The organism is Photorhabdus tasmaniensis (genome assembly GCF_011189505.1).
Lineage (GTDB): Bacteria > Pseudomonadota > Gammaproteobacteria > Enterobacterales > Enterobacteriaceae > Photorhabdus > Photorhabdus tasmaniensis.
In genome coordinates, this window is sequence record NZ_PUJU01000031.1 from 1 (window position 1) to 15,447 (window position 15,447).

A 15,447-nucleotide genomic window follows, 5' to 3' on the forward strand; every position below is an offset into this window, starting at 1 on the left:
ATCTGGACAACCGGGTGGACCTGGTGGTGGGCGACATCCAGACCCAGTATGCGGTGAGTGCGCCGACGGGTGAACCGCTGGCGCTGTTTGACCCGGCAGGCAAACGGGTGTGGCGGCAGCCGAGACAATCGCTGTACGGTCTGCCGCTGACAGAGCAGGGTGAGAACCCGCAACTGGATCCGGGCCTGCGATTTGCCGGGCAAATTTTTGATGAGGAAAGTGGTTTATTCTATAACCGGTTCAGGTATTATTTGCCGGAAGGGTGTTGTTATCTTAGTACTGACCCGATCGGGTTAGCTGGCGGACTAAATCCTTACAGTTACGTGCATAATCCGACTGGATGGGTTGACCCTTTAGGCTTAACTGGCTTTGATGCTACTGGTAGACCTTTATCCAGTCCAAATTATAGTGTGTGGTATCAAACAGATATTCCCACAGATTTACATTCAAGTAGCAGACCTAAGCATTTTAATAATGCAAATAAACAACTGTATGAAGCAATACAAAAAGATCCACGTTTAGCTAAATCGTTACCACCTGAAGTTGTAGCGCATGTGCAGCCAGGTCCAAAAGGTGGATTTGAACGTACTAGCCCGCCTAATCATTCATGGCACCATAATGCTCAAAATCCAACTAAGATAGAACTTATTCCAAGATCTCAACATCAAGCGCCAGGCGCTGTACAGAAAAGCCTTCATCCAAATCAGGAAGGAGGATTTAAAAAGTTAGGTAGTGGAAAATGTGGTGGACTATAAATAATGAGGTAGTTTATGAAGTTAGTTTCTATTGCTGATGTATTATCGACCCCAGAAAATAATTCCAGCGAGTGGTTTTGCTTACCTCCAGATCAAAATAGTTGGACGTTAGAAACAGAAGGAGTTTTTTCTCTGAGTAGTGCTGATTTTCCACCTGATTCTGATGATTATTTACCTAAACAGGTAAAAGAAAACGGGTGGATTGAAGTTTTAGATGGAGGAACAATTGAAGAAGTAGTAGCTAATACTAAGGCCCAGTTAGACAATCCATCTCTTAATGATCTATTGAAGGCATTTATTTTTTATTTTGAAAATGATGCTTTTATGGAGTTTTAATTATATGAGATATGAGCCGGAAAGATCCCCCGTGATCTTCCGGCTTTCTGATGATCTACCGTGGCGCATACCCACAGTAAGCCAACGCAGATTGGAGCTTAGAGATCGCATCTTTGATCTGATACGCTTCCTCGTCATTCACCGCGCACGCCCGTATCTCTGACCAGTTCAGCCGCTTCACCAGTTGGGCCAAGGCCAGCGCCTCAATGTGGGTTAACTGAATATCCTGCAAATGTTCAATGGCTATCGTCATCTTATGGGTGGTCGCGGTAGGAATAGCCGTTACCGGCTCCCCCCCGCACAGATCCGGACGTGCGCTACTAACGCATCCGGCTCCTACCTCGGGTGTTTGGCGTAAAAGCGCTGCAAAGGATAAGGATGCACAATTCGGGGGAACGGTATCCATTTATTCACCAGTGACGGGCCGGTGCTGACTCTGGGCTATAACCTGAGCGGACAGCTGACGGAAATTACCCGTACCGATTAAGATGTACGTAAAAGAATATTATCCACAGATGGGTATCAAACGTTTTATCGTTGGTTATTTAACAACGTCAGGAAAGATAAAAAGTGAATATAATCCACGTTCGTTAAACATAAAACACGATATCTGATGATGATTAAACTTAACAAAAATCAGGTGTATAAAAGGGGTAAAAACAACGGTTAAAACTTTATACCCATTAAATCCATCGAGTAAAAAAACGACTTCCGATAACAGGTTAACTGTCATCATCATTTAAAAGTGCGAATACCAAAGCATTAAACCTTTTATATCAAAAGCGGATTTAACGCAATAAATGCCACTTTTAAAAATAACCATTAATAGCATTTAATCGAAAATCATTAACCATTAATAAAAAGTTGAAAAGAAATCGCACGTAAAATAACATTACCCGAATAAACGGATATTAAAGCGCTTTCTCGCCAGTTATTTAACAGCATCAGAAAAGATAAAAAATGAATATAATCCACGTTCGTTAAACATAAAACACGATATCTGATGATGATTAAACTTAATAAAAAGTAAGTGTTAAAAGGAGTAAAAAAACGGTTAAAACTTTATACTCATTAAATCAAAAATTGAAAATAAATCGAACGTAAAATAACATCACCCGAATAAACGGATATTAAATCGCTTTTCCATTAGTTATTTAACAGCATCAGAAAAGATAAAAAGTGAATATACTCAAAACACTTCAAGGCGCATGTTTGAAAAACAATTATACTGTTGAATTTAAATGATTTTATGTCTGGAGGTTCAAGCATCTTGAAGTTCATTCTGTATATAATCCGCATTCGTTAAACATAAAACACGATATCCGATGATGATTAAACTTAACAAAAAGCAGGTGTTAAAAGGGATAAAAACAACGATTAAAGCTTTATGTTCATTAAATCCATCAAGTAAAAAAACGATTTCCGATAACAGGTTAACTGTTATAATCATTTAAAAACGCGAATGCCAAAGCATTAAACCTTTTATATCAAAAGCGGATTTAACGCAATAAATGTAACTTTTAAAAATAACCATTAATGGCATTTAATCTAAAATCATTAACCATTAATCCAAAGTTGAAAAGAAATCGCACGTAAAATAACATTACCCGAATAAATGGATATTAAAGTGCTTTCTCGCCAGTTATTTAACAGCATCAGAAAAGATAAAAAGTGAATATAATCCACGTTCGTTAAACATAAAACACGATATCCGATGATGATTAAACTTAACAAAAAGCAGGTGTTAAAAGGGATAAAAATAACGGTTAAAACTTTATACTCATTAAATCCATAGAGTAAAAAAACGACTTCCGATAACAGGTTAACTGTCATCATCATTTAAAAATGCGAATGCCGCCGTATTAAATCTTTTATATCAAAAACGGATTTAACGCAATAAATACCATTTTTAAAAATAACCATTAATAGCATTTAATCGAAAATCATTAACCATTAATCCAAAATTGAAAAGAAATCGCACGCAAAATAACATCACCCGAATAAACGGATATTAAAGCGCTTTCCCAGCAGTTATTTAACAGCATCAGAAAAGATAAAAAGTGAATATAATCCACGTTCGTTAAACATAAAACACGATATCTAATGATGATTAAACTTAAAAAAAAGCAGGTGTTAAAAGGGATAAAAAACGGTTAAAACTTTATGCTAATTAAATCCAAAATTGAAAAGAAATCACACGTAAAATAATATTACCAGAATAAATGGATATTAAAGCGCTTTCTCGCCAGTTATTTAACAGCATCAGAAAAGATAAAAAATGAATATGATCCGCATTCATTAAACATAAAACACGATATCCGATGATGATTAAATTTAACAAAAAGCAGGTGTTAAAAGGGGTAAAAACAACGGTTAAAACTTTATACTAATTAAATCCATCGAGTAAAAAAACGACTTTCGATAACAGGTTAACTGTCATCATCATTTAAAAACGCGAATACCAAAGCATTAAACCTTTTATATCAAAAGCGGATTTAACTTAATAAATGCCACCTTTAAAAACAACAATTAATAGCATTTAATCGAAAATCATTAACCGTTAATAGCGAGTTGAAAAGAAACCCGTACATAAAAGGATATTATCCGAATAAATGAGTATTAAAGCATTTTCTCGCCGGTTATTTAACAGCGCCAATAAAGATAAAAAGTGGATATGATTAACGTTCATTAAACGTAATCCGATGATGATTAAACCTGATAAAAATCAGGTGTTAAAAAGGATAAAAACAACGATTAAAACTTTATACCCATTAAATCCATCGAGTAAAAAAACAACTTCCGATAGCAGGTTAACGGTCATCATCATTTAAAAGCGCGAATACTAAAGCATTAAACTTTTTATATCAAAAACGGATTTAACTTAATAAATGCAACCTTTCAAAATAACCATTAATAGTATTTAATCGAAAATCATTAACCGTTAATCCAAAGTTGAAAAGAAATCGCATGTAAAATAACATTACCTGAATAAACGGATATTAAAGCGCTTTCTCTCCAGTTATTTAACAGCATCAAAAAAGATAAAAAGCGAATATAATCCGCGTTCGTTAAACATAAAGCACGATATCCGATTATGATTAAACTTAACAAAAAGCAGATGTTAAAATGGGTAAAAACGACGGTTAAAACTTTATACCCATTAAATCCATCGAATAAAAAAACGACTTCCGATAACAGGTTAACTGTCATAATCATTTAAAAACACGAATACAAAAGCATTAAAACTTTTATATCAAAAACGGATTTAACGCAATAAATGCCACCTTTCAAAATAACCATTAATAGCATTTAATCGAAAATCATTAACTATTAATCCAAAGTTGAAAAGAAATCGCACGTAAAATAACATTACCCGAATAAACGGATATTAAAGCGTTTTACCATCAGTTATTTAACCGCATCAGAAAAGATAAAAAATGAATATAATCCACGTTCGTTAAACATAAAACACGATATCCGATTATGATTAAACTTAACAAAAAGCAGATGTTAAAAGGGATAAAAACGACGGTTAAAACTTTATACTCATTAAATCCATCGAGTAAAAAAATGGCTTCCGATAACAGGTTAACTGTTATCATCATTTAAAAACGCGAATGCCAAAGCATTAAACCTTTTATATCAAAATCGGATTTAACGCAATAAATACCATTTTTAAAAATAACCATTAATAGCATTTAATCGAAAATCATTAACCATTAATCCAAAGTTGAAAAGAAATCGCACGTAAAATAATATTACCCGAATAAACGGATATTAAAGCTCTTTCCCAGCAGTTATTTAAATAAGATTTCAAAAGAGTAGATCACTGGAGGGAACTCAGTCCGATTTTGACGATCTGATCAATCGTCAAAAATCACAAATCACCAAACGGACTGAGTTATGCCTATCATAGCATCGATACCCCGAAATGAACGACACCAGATGAAAAAAATTATCCAGAAAACACAGGATAAAAATTATGCCCGCAGGTTAATGGCCATATTGATGCTGGATGAAGGCAAATCCGTCACCCAAACCGCTAAATGGCTTTGTGCCTCACGTTCCTCGGTTAATCGTTGGGTCAATTGGTTTACATTATATGGGCTGGAAGGGTTGAAAAGTTTACCGGCGGGAAGGCCTGCTATCTGGGATTTAACCCCGCTTCTCGCTGTCGTTTCTTTCTTATTACAGCACTCTCCCCAACATTTGGGGTATCTTCGCTCACGCTGGAGTCTTGAGATTATTACTTGTAATATCAATGAATTACTCAATTCATCTCTCTCTCGAAGTACACGCTATCGCTATTTTTGCCGAACAGGCATTGTCTGGCGCAGAGCCGCTCCCACCGTCAAGTTACCTGATCCGGAGCACAATGAAAAAATGGCAAAAATCGCTGAAGCCTTGTCCAATGCCTCAGAGCAACATCCTGTTTTTTATGAGGATGAAGTGGATATCAATCTTAACCCAAAAATCGGGGCAGACTGGTGTTTCAAGGGGCAGCAAAAGCGTGTTGTGACCCCCGGAAAAAATGAAAAACACTCCCTAGCGGGCTGCCTGAATGCGCAAACGAAAGAAATCACTTATGTCAGTGGCTTGAGAAAGAACTCTGACTTATTTATCAAAATGTTAGATGAACTTAATCGTCAACATCATCGTGCTAAGACAATCACTTTGATTTTAGATAACTATAGTATTCATAAAAGCGGGAAAGTCATGGCTTGGCTGGCGAAAAATCCTAAAGTTAACCTTTTGTTTTTACCCGTTTATTCCCCTGGTTGAATAAAATTGAACGCTTATGGCAATCATTGCATGAAACAGTGACACGGAACCACTGTTGTCGATTTATGTGGCAATGGCTCCAACATGTAAAGGTATTCATGGAAGCAGCATCATTACAACAGCAAAAATCGGGAAGGGTAAAAATGGGTGTATCACTATTATGAAAACCTATTTATATACTTACCACCTTCCTTTATTCCTACTGTGCAACGATACCTAATAACGCCATCGGCGCGAGGACGTTTCATTATGTTATAATAGGCCGTTCTTCACCTCTCATGCGTCAGTACACCATTGTATAGATGTACTGGATGGTGTACCGGTAAATCGAAAATAATCTAAAATGTCTTAAAATGTACGAAAATAAAGAAACTGAAAAACACATAGAAAACATAGTAATACAGGAATCTCCACATAGATTTTTCCAAGGCCGCTTCTCCATTGCCCCGATGCTCGACTGGACAGATCGTCATTGCCGTTATTTTCATCGTCTGTTGACTAAGCAAACGCTGTTGTATACAGAAATGGTGACAACCGGAGCAATTATTCATGGTAAAGGCGATTATCTGGCATACAACAAAGAAGAAAACCCAGTAGCATTACAACTGGGTGGAAGTGATCCACAAGCATTAGCACATTGTGCTCAAATCGCTCAGGAACGTGGCTATAATGAAATTAACCTGAATGTAGGTTGTCCTTCGGACCGGGTGCAAAATGGTCGTTTTGGCGCTTGCCTGATGAGAGATGCCGAACTGGTAGCAGATTGTGTTAAAGCAATGCAAGATGTGGTCAGTGTGCCGGTCACGGTTAAAACTCGTATTGGTATTGATGAGCAGGATAGTTACGAATTCCTGTGCGATTTTATTGATACTGTTGTGCAACGCAGTGGCTGCAATATATTTACCATTCATGCACGCAAAGCCTGGCTTTCTGGTTTAAGCCCAAAAGAAAACCGTGAGATCCCACCATTGGATTATCTGCGGGTTTATCAACTGAAAAAAGATTTTCCTCAACTGACAATTGCTATCAATGGCGGTATAAAATCACTGGAAGAAGCAAAACAGCATCTGCAACATGTGGATGGGGTTATGGTCGGGCGTGAAGCGTACCAGAATCCGTCTATTCTGGCACATGTCGATCATGAATTATTTGATTCTTCGCTTCCGGTAGTCAATTCCGTTGAAGTCGTCAGAGCGCTCTATCCTTATATAGAGCAAGAGCTTTCAAAAGGGACATATCTGGGGCACATCACCCGCCATATTTTAGGCATTTTTCAGGGGATTCCGGGCGCACGTCAGTGGCGTCGTCATCTGAGTGAAAATGCTCATAAACCGGGTGCAGATATTTCCGTTGTGGAACAGGCGTTGGCAATGGTCACTGAGCGGATGTAATATCCGCTCGTTTTACCGTTAAGGGATCAGTAAACTTGATCCTTGAGTAGCTCGACTTTCCAACGTTTGGTGCGCTCTTATCGCTTCACTTAGTGGGAATTTCTGGCTTTCTGGGACATCTACATTAATTTTGCCGCTGGTAATCAGATCGAATAGCTCTTTGCTGGCCTGATCTAACTCTTCGCGGGTCGAAATATAGCCGGCGATAGAAGGGCGGGTAACAAACAGTGAGCCTTTCTGATTTAAAATCCCCAAATCGACACCCGTAACTGGCCCAGATGCATTACCAAAACTAACCATCAAACCGTGGCGTTTCAGGCAATCCAGTGAGTTTATCCAGGTGGATTTACCTACGGAGTCATAAACTACCCCCACTTTTTCGCCGTTGGTTATTTCATAAACTCGCTCAACAATATTTTCACGATTATAGTTAATAACTTGCCATGCACCAGCATCTTTAGCGCGTTGTGCTTTCTCATCAGAGCCAACCGTTCCGATAAGTTTTGCACCCAAAGCTTTTGCCCATTGGCAAGCAATCAGTCCAACGCCACCAGCTGCGGCATGAAACAAAAAGGGTTCGCCTGGTTGAATCTTGTAGGTGCGGCGCAGAAGATAGTAAACCGTCAACCCTTTCAAAAAAGAAGCGGCAGCTTGCTCAAAAGAGATGGAATCCGGCAGAACAGCAATTTTACTTTCCGGGACATTATGCACTTCACTGTAAGCGCCCAAAGTTGATTGCGCATAAACCACACGGTCACCCACTTTTATGGAGGTTACAGCGGAACCCACTTTGCTAACTACGCCTGCGGCCTCCGTACCCAAGCCGCTTGGCAGGTGTGCCGGTGGATATAGCCCGCTACGGATATAAGTATCAATATAGTTGATCCCAATAGCTCTGTTTTCTACTTGTACTTCATCTTTAGCAAGTGCTGCGGGTATGAATTCACAATATTTCAGGACTTCAGGGCCGCCAGTTGCGGAGAATTCGATATGCGTTGCCATGACTCAACCTCGTAAATGTAGGAATGAATGTTTGCACGTAGTAGTTGAACTGATTGTAAACGGGCTTTAATGTGTCAGGAATAATTACAAACTATATGTAATTACTCAAGGCACTTCATAGCGTATACTCGTGCGTCGTTACAGGTTTATCAGTAGATTATTGCGGGATTCATGGCGGGAAAAAAATCAACTTACAACAAAATGGCTGAACCAAAAGATCGCCAAATGGAAGGCCTGAAGCTTCCGCCACACTCTTTAGAAGCGGAGCAATCCGTGTTAGGTGGTTTAATGCTGGATAACGAGCGTTGGGACAATGTTTCCGAACGAGTCACCAGCAATGATTTTTTCAGCCGTCCACACCGACGTATTTTTTCTGAAATGCAGCGATTGCTGGAGATGGGTAATCCCATCGACCTGATTACGTTATCTGAATCTCTTGAGCAGAGTGGTGATCTGAGCAATGTAGGCGGTTTCGCTTATCTGGCCGAATTATCCAAAAATACGCCAAGTGCGGCTAACATTAATGCTTATGCGGATATTGTCCGCGAACGTGCCGTTGTCCGCGATATGATCGCCGTAGCAAATGAAATTGCGGATGCGGGTTACGATCCTCAGGGAAGGAGCAGCGAAGAATTATTGGATCTTGCTGAATCGCGGGTATTCCAGATCGCAGAAAACCGTGCCAGCAAAGATGAAGGGCCGAAAGGAATAGAACGGATCCTTGAGGAAACCGTCGAGCGTATTGAGCAACTCTATCAGCGTCCTCATGATGGCGTAACCGGTGTTTCTACCGGTTATCAGGATCTGGATAAGAAAACCGCAGGGTTACAAAAATCAGATCTGATCATCGTAGCCGCTCGTCCTTCTATGGGTAAAACCACTTTCGCCATGAACCTGTGTGAAAACGCCGCCATGATGCAGGACAAACCTGTTCTGATCTTCAGTCTTGAGATGCCTGGCAACCAGATCATGATGCGTATGCTGGCATCTCTTTCACGGGTGGATCAAACCCGTATCCGTACAGGTCAACTTGATGATGAGGATTGGGCGCGGATCTCCAGTACGATGGGGATATTGCTGGAAAAACGCAATATGTATATTGATGACTCTTCCGGCCTGACGCCAACCGAAGTGCGTTCCCGTGCCCGGCGTGTTTTCCGTGAAAATGGCGGATTGAGCCTCATTATGATCGACTACTTGCAATTAATGCGGGTTCCGTCTTTATCTGATAACCGTACTTTGGAAATTGCAGAAATTTCCCGTTCACTCAAAGCGTTGGCTAAAGAACTTCAGGTGCCGGTAGTTGCACTTTCTCAGCTCAACCGTAGCCTTGAACAACGGGCAGATAAGCGCCCGGTTAACTCTGATTTACGTGAATCCGGCTCTATTGAGCAGGATGCCGACCTGATTATGTTTATCTATCGTGACGAGGTTTACCATGAGAGCAGCGACATGAAAGGTGTGGCTGAAATCATTCTTGGTAAGCAGCGTAACGGTCCAATCGGTACAGTTCGCTTGACGTTTAATGGTCAATGGTCGCGGTTCGATAACTATGCCGGGCCAAGTTATGACGACGAATAAGTATTAACTACCAAAGAATCAATAAATTTAAGGAATAGAATGAAAGCGGCAACCGCAGTTATTGACCGCCGCGCTCTGCGACATAACCTGCAACGGGTAAGGGCGCTCGCCCCTAAAAGCAATCTGATTGCAGTTGTGAAAGCAAACGCTTATGGCCACGGTTTACTGGAAACAGCACATACGCTGGACGCCGCCGATTGTTTCGGTGTAGCGCGAATTGGTGAAGCATTGACGTTGCGTCATGGTGGTATCGTCAAACCGATTCTGTTATTGGAAGGATGCTTTGGTGCGGCTGACCTACCAATACTGGTTGCTAACCATATTGAAACTGTGGTTCACAGCATTGAACAGTTGGAAGCACTGGAACAGGCTAAGTTATCTCATCCGGTAAAAGTATGGATGAAACTGGATAGCGGGATGCATCGTTTAGGTGTACGGCCGGAAGATGCCGAGGAATTTTATCAACGGTTAAGTTGTTGCCAAAACGTACAGCAGCCCGTCAATATTGTCAGCCATTTTGGCAGAGCTGATGAACCAACTGTAGACACAACTTGCCAGCAGATAGCCTGTTTTCAGGCTTTCTGTGCTGACAAACCGGGGGAAAAATCTATTGATGCATCGGGAGGCATCCTGTTGTGGCCGGAAGTCCATCAGGATTGGGTGCGTCCTGGGCTGATAATGTATGGTGTATCGCCATTGTCTGATAAAACGGCCGTGGATTTTAACCTGATCCCAGCGATGACCTTAAAGTCGAGCTTAATTGCCGTTCGTAAGCATAAAGCTGGCGAATCGGTTGGTTATGGTGGAACCTGGGTCAGTGAACGTGATACTTATCTTGGCGTTGTGGCTATCGGTTATGGTGATGGCTATCCGCGCAGCGCTCCCTCAGGAACGCCAATATTTGTTAATGGCCGTGAAGTGCCGATTGTTGGTCGTGTTTCGATGGATATGATATCTATTGATTTGGGGCCGGATGCGACAGATAAAGTGGGTGATGAAGTGGTGCTCTGGGGAGATGTGCTACCAGTGGAACGGATCGCTGAATGCACTGGTATCATTACTTATGAGCTGGTAACCAAACTCACTTCCAGAGTGGTAATGGAATACCTGGACGAATAATGTTGTAGGTTATATTGTTTATTAAATAACTAACTGATAAGGAGTAGAGCCTGATGTTCCAGAATGTTGATGCTTATGCTGGTGATCCTATTCTTTCGCTGGCTGAAGAATTTAAAAAAGATCCTCGTGCGGAAAAAATTAATCTGAGCATTGGGCTGTATTACGATGAACAGGGTGTGACTCCGCAATTGCAAGCAGTGTCTACCGCCGAAGAACAACTTAGAGCGTTGTCACAGACTGCTTCTCTTTACTTGCCAATGGAGGGATTGGAATCCTATCGTCTTGCGGTTCAGGAACTGTTATTTGGTAAAGATCATCCGGTGTTGAAACAGCGGATAGTGGCAACAATTCAATCATTAGGCGGTTCTGGTGCCCTTAAAATTGGTGCTGATTTTTTGCATCGCTATTTCCCTGATTCAGAAGTGTGGTGCAGTGATCCAACTTGGGAAAACCACGCAGCTATTTTTGCGGGGGCTGGTATTAAGGTGAACTATTACCCTTATTTTGATACACAGACTAAAGGGGTAAAATTCAATGAAATGCTGGAAACATTCAGGAAATTACCGGCAAAAAGCATTATTGTGATGCACCCTTGCTGCCATAACCCAACAGGATCAGATCTGACTTATGATCAATGGGATCAGGTTGTTCAGATTGTTAAAGAGAGGGAATTATTGCCATTCCTTGATCTTGCTTATCAGGGGCTTGCAGATGGTATAGAAAAAGATGCTTATGCCATTCGTGCTATGGCGACAGCCGGTTTGCCTTGTTTGGTGAGCAACTCTTTCTCCAAGATATTTTCTATGTATGGTGAGCGAGTGGGTGGCTTATCTGTCATTTGTGATGATGAACAGACCAAAGAGCGGGTCTTGGGGCAGCTAAAAGCGGGTGTGCGTCGCGTCTACTCTAGCCCACCGAATTTTGGTGCACAGGTTGTGGCGAAAGTACTGACTGATCCTGCTTTGAAGACACAATGGTTGACAGAAGTTGAACATATGCGCTTGCGTATTTTGGAAATGCGTACGGTGCTGGTGGATGCTCTGAAAACCGTATTACCAGAGAAAAACTTTGAATATTTTCTGAAACAGCGAGGGATGTTCAGCTATACCGGTTTTAGCCAGAAACAGGTGGATCGCTTGCGCCAAGAATTTGCTGTTTATTTGGTCGGTAATGGCCGAGTCTGTATGGCGGGTGTCAACCATCATAATGTTGAACGTATTGCGGAAACATTTGCGGCGGTAAATAAGTAATAAATTTTAATGTAAATGATCTGTTATTGATGATAATGATTGGCAGGTTCGTAAAATAGCAGTAGATCCCTCTTTAGAAGCGCACTATGTATGTTGCGCTTTTTCCTTTCTCTGACTTTAATTATTCTATTGATTTTTAATGTTTTTATCGTAGTATTTTTTCGGCCTGCAATTATTAGCCAAACTAGTAACCAGTATCACCAATCTTAAATGGTGTTTATTATTACATAAATAATGATAATCATTATTACTTGAGATAAATCTGTTTTTATTCTACTTTTCTGTCTGCATATACAGTAATTCTGTGTGCTTTTTATTTGATGAAAGAGGAGAAAGAGATGAATGAGGGAGATAGAAAGGGCCATGATCGTGATATGCAGACGATAGAGAGCGTAGGCAGTAAAGGAGGAGATGGAGAGGCTCTAGCCAATCATGACACAATGACTGTGACATCAGGTCGCAAGTCTGATCGAGGATGGGGAGGTGGCAGTGGAAACTCAGGAGATCATGAACGGATTGACCGCACGGGAAAAAAAGATGGGGGAGTAAATTTATCCTTGTTTCCAGAGGCGCAGGCATCAGCAGCTATTGGCGCTCAACCGATGAACATTTCTGTCATTGATGGACTGTGGGGATTTACATTATTTCGAAAACAAATAGCCAGTGCTGTGAGTTCGACATTAACCCGATTGGGCAGTGTTGCATTAGACGCCGCACCTTATGTGGGACGTTTTGCTGGTGTGGCAGTAGGAGCTATGTGGCCTGGTGACTTGAAAATACCTGAAGATGAAAAGTTTAAAGCAGAACGGCAGAGGATGATTATTCAGTCAATACAAGCCAGTCAGGTCACAAAAACGCCTGTATCCCAGTTAGCCACAATGTCTAGCGTGGTTACTGATATTCAAGTACAGGATGTTATTGAGAAAGATAAGCAGACATTGGCAATTGTTAGAACACCAGCTAAAACTGTGAGTGTTCCTGTGGTTAAAGCGGTAAAAACTAAACGGCAGAATGTCTTCACCGCAAAAGTGGTTCCGAGTATGCCTCCAGTGCATATCAGAATAAGTGATCCCCCAAGAAAAAATATTTTTAGCAAAAAAGAGGTGACACCAGTAGCTGATGTACCGGTTAAGCCATATACACCAGCACCGGTTAAAAATACAGTGGATGCTATCGTCTATTTTCCTGCTGGGTCAAATGCCGAGCCGGTGTATGTTTCGGTGACGACAGTATTGAGTACGGTGGAAGCTAAAAAACAGGCGGCAGAGGCGAAGCAACGACAAGAAAAGTGGGAGAAAGCGCATCCTATTGAAGCAGCGGAGCGGCGGCTTTATGAAGCAGAACAAGTATTCAAACCGCTTGATAAAATTTATCAGGAAAAGCTAAAGGTATTAAATCAAGTAAAAAATACGCCGGAAGGTAAAGCACTGGCAGATCCTGTAAAAAATCCACTTGTTTATACAAAGGATATTGAAATAGATGGGAAGAAACTTAAAGTAGAGATAAAAACGGATAACAAAAAAGGTTTGGATATTCTTTTAAAAGAAGGAATAAAAGCATACATATCTGCTATGACGCTTTCAGATTTTCAGAAATTGCAGGGTATTAAAGATCCTAAAGAAGCTCAAATACAAACGAGTGCAGCACTTTTAAAAGCGATATACTATGAACGTTTTGGTCGTCGGTTGTTAGACGCTTGGAAGAAAATAAATCCAGCGCAAAATGAATTTAACATTGCAATGGAAAATCGTAAAAAAGCGGAACAGGCAAAAGTTGAAGCAGAAAAGAATCGGGATAAGGTAAAAGAAGAAAACAGGAAAAAACGTAAAGGTGTTAAAGAGGCCGGTCATGATTATTATCCAGCTCCAAAGACTGAAGAAATTAAGGGGCTAGGTGAATTAAAAAGAGGTCCCCAAAAAACACCAAAACAGAATGGAGGTGGAAAACGTAAACGATGGATTGGTGAAAAAGGCCGTAAAATTTATGAGTGGGATTCTCGGCATGGTGAACTTGAGGGTTACAGGGCTAGTGATGGCCAACATATAGGTGTTTTTGATCATGAAACAGGTAAGCAATTAGCAGCGGCTGATCCAGAACGTAGTATTAAAAAATTTTTATGAGGTAAGTTATGGGATTAAAATTAAACATTGCATGGTTTGATAGAAAAACGGAAGAGTTTATTGGTGAGGAATATTCTGGAGATCTGGGCGATGATGGTTCAGTAATAGAAAAATTAGGGCTTCCTATTGAAGATAATATTAATAATGGTGGGTTCGATGTAAAAAAAGAGTGGGTACCAACACTTGAATCATATTTTAAAAATAAAATTGAAACAGATAAATATTGGTATCAGGTATCTTTTGACTACCGAGATAAATGGTAATGAGGCCGTAATTTAAATTTAGTTATTCACTTAAACCTCGCTGCGGCGAGGTTTAAGGTTATTCTATCGTGATGTTTAAATGGCAATAAGTTCCAGATGCTTGCCTAAGGCATTTAACGCATTCGCTATAGTGTCAATTTTAGTACTATGACCTAATGACACTATACGTTGGATTTCTTGCGGTCGGGTGCCTAGTAACCGTGCAAGCTCCGCATTGCTTGTTCTTGTTTGAAGCATCGTATTCAACAGCAAAACTTTAGCCACTATACTAGCCGGTACTTCGACAAAAGCTTCTCCTTCAAGCGACGGTGCTGGTATTTTGCGCCGGTCTTCAAAGTAGAAATCAAATGCAGTAACCAGAGCATCCCGCGCCATAGCTAACGCTTCTTCTCTGGTATCTCCACCTGTTAAGGCTTCAGGGATATCTGGGAACATCACAGCCCAACCTGTTTCGTCATGTTCGAATTTTACTGGGTATCGCATATTTTTACTCAGTGAAGTTATGCGAGTAACCAGCCCCTTAGGGCCGGTTTGTCATTTGATGCCTAGCTGTTTTAATATTGCTTTCCTTAGTGGTTCTGGAATTTCTTTACTAGGGTGCCTTGGCATCGTGGTTTGCTTACCATTCAAGAAAACTTTCAGATGATTAGTCCCATCTTTAAATTCTGCTCCTTGAGCTTTAAGCCACCGGCGAAACTCGCTTTGCTTCACTGCCTCCTCCGTTTGTTTAACTTGAAAACAAATATAAACATTTTTGTTTATAGACGCAAGGGTTTTATAAACATTTTTGTTTATAGGTGTAATAGAGTTATACGTATTTTTATTTTTTCTTTAATAGGATGAAGTTT

Annotated in this window: 12 protein-coding genes and 1 pseudogene; 9 read left to right on the forward strand and 4 right to left on the reverse strand. The window is 40.5% G+C overall.

All coding sequences use genetic code 11. The features are described 5' to 3' along the window. The coding region (locus C5471_RS24005) for an RHS repeat domain-containing protein (RefSeq protein ID WP_207627353.1) at positions 1 to 755 on the forward strand (755 nt) is incomplete at its 5' end. Between the two features lie 15 nt (positions 756 to 770). Further along, positions 771 to 1,091, forward strand: coding sequence for a DUF7716 domain-containing protein (locus tag C5471_RS14590; RefSeq protein WP_133816365.1), 321 nt, complete (start codon positions 771 to 773; stop codon positions 1,089 to 1,091). A gap of 55 nt (positions 1,092 to 1,146) precedes the next feature. Here C5471_RS14590 and C5471_RS14595 read toward each other — a convergent pair whose 3' ends face one another. Next, positions 1,147 to 1,344: a DUF7706 family protein gene (locus tag C5471_RS14595; RefSeq protein WP_133816460.1), complete on the reverse strand. Its 198-nt coding sequence runs from the start codon at positions 1,342 to 1,344 to the stop codon at positions 1,147 to 1,149. A gap of 3,650 nt (positions 1,345 to 4,994) precedes the next feature. On the opposite strand from C5471_RS14595, the pseudogene C5471_RS14600 reads away from it, so the two are divergent. Further along, positions 4,995 to 6,037, forward strand: a pseudogene (locus tag C5471_RS14600) (IS630 family transposase). Positions 6,038 to 6,226: 189 nt separating this feature from the next. Further along, entirely contained in the window at positions 6,227 to 7,264 is a 1,038-nt protein-coding gene (gene dusA / locus C5471_RS14605) for a tRNA dihydrouridine(20/20a) synthase DusA (protein ID WP_133816366.1), read from the forward strand. Positions 7,265 to 7,282: 18 nt separating this feature from the next. On the opposite strand, the gene C5471_RS14610 is transcribed toward dusA, so the two are convergent. Then, the gene (locus tag C5471_RS14610; protein ID WP_133816367.1) at positions 7,283 to 8,266 is read right to left on the reverse strand and encodes a quinone oxidoreductase; all 984 of its coding nucleotides are present in this window, start codon (positions 8,264 to 8,266) and stop codon (positions 7,283 to 7,285) included. 171 nt (positions 8,267 to 8,437) lie between these two features. Between C5471_RS14610 and dnaB the strand changes: the two genes are divergently transcribed. The 5 genes from dnaB (at position 8,438) to C5471_RS14635 (ending at position 14,599) form a co-directional block, all read left to right on the forward strand. Further along, on the forward strand, positions 8,438 to 9,847 hold the full coding sequence (gene dnaB, locus C5471_RS14615; RefSeq protein ID WP_133816368.1) for a replicative DNA helicase: 1,410 nt from the start codon (positions 8,438 to 8,440) through the stop codon (positions 9,845 to 9,847). A 39-nt stretch (positions 9,848 to 9,886) separates the two neighbouring features. Beyond that, a complete protein-coding gene (gene alr / locus C5471_RS14620) occupies positions 9,887 to 10,966 on the forward strand; it encodes an alanine racemase (RefSeq protein WP_133816369.1) in 1,080 nt (359 codons plus the stop codon). Between the two features lie 53 nt (positions 10,967 to 11,019). Further along, on the forward strand, positions 11,020 to 12,216 hold the full coding sequence (locus tag C5471_RS14625; RefSeq protein ID WP_133816370.1) for an amino acid aminotransferase: 1,197 nt from the start codon (positions 11,020 to 11,022) through the stop codon (positions 12,214 to 12,216). A 338-nt stretch (positions 12,217 to 12,554) separates the two neighbouring features. Further along, positions 12,555 to 14,336: a colicin-like bacteriocin tRNase domain-containing protein gene (locus tag C5471_RS14630; protein WP_166296046.1), complete on the forward strand. Its 1,782-nt coding sequence runs from the start codon at positions 12,555 to 12,557 to the stop codon at positions 14,334 to 14,336. Between the two features lie 8 nt (positions 14,337 to 14,344). Next, the gene (locus C5471_RS14635) at positions 14,345 to 14,599 is read left to right on the forward strand and encodes a cloacin immunity family protein (protein ID WP_133816372.1); all 255 of its coding nucleotides are present in this window, start codon (positions 14,345 to 14,347) and stop codon (positions 14,597 to 14,599) included. 75 nt (positions 14,600 to 14,674) lie between these two features. On the opposite strand, the gene C5471_RS14640 is transcribed toward C5471_RS14635, so the two are convergent. Both C5471_RS14640 and C5471_RS14645 read right to left on the reverse strand, forming a co-directional pair. After that, a complete protein-coding gene (locus C5471_RS14640) occupies positions 14,675 to 15,082 on the reverse strand; it encodes a type II toxin-antitoxin system HicB family antitoxin (RefSeq protein WP_133816373.1) in 408 nt (135 codons plus the stop codon). A gap of 51 nt (positions 15,083 to 15,133) precedes the next feature. Then, on the reverse strand, positions 15,134 to 15,310 hold the full coding sequence (locus tag C5471_RS14645) for a type II toxin-antitoxin system HicA family toxin (protein ID WP_023044500.1): 177 nt from the start codon (positions 15,308 to 15,310) through the stop codon (positions 15,134 to 15,136). Positions 15,311 to 15,447 lie beyond the last annotated feature (137 nt).